This window comes from Halomonas sp. SIMBA_159 (assembly GCF_046536035.1).
Classification (GTDB): domain Bacteria; phylum Pseudomonadota; class Gammaproteobacteria; order Pseudomonadales; family Halomonadaceae; genus Vreelandella; species Vreelandella venusta_A.
The window spans coordinates 1-265 of record NZ_JAWJBT010000778.1; the positions used below are offsets into that span (position 1 = coordinate 1).

Genomic DNA, 265 nt, shown 5'->3' on the forward strand with positions numbered 1-265 from the left:
CACGTGCTTGAGCACGGCCACAAAAAAACAGACCGTACCGGTACAGGCACGATCAGTGTATTTGGCTATCAGATGCGGTTTAATTTATCTGACGGCTTTCCGCTGGTAACCACCAAAAAATGCCATCTGCGCTCGATTATCCATGAGTTATTGTGGTTTCTAAAAGGCGAAACCAACATTGGTTACTTAAAAGATAATGGTGTTTCTATCTGGGATGAATGGGCGACAGAGTCAGGCGAGTTAGGGCCGGTTTATGGTGCGCAGT

1 protein-coding gene is annotated in these 265 nt (G+C 46.4%); it reads left to right on the top strand.

Going from position 1 to position 265, the window contains the following annotated elements:
- On the top strand, positions 1 to 265 hold a 265-nt coding region (gene thyA, locus R0J87_RS21325; protein WP_498888793.1), incomplete at both ends, for a thymidylate synthase.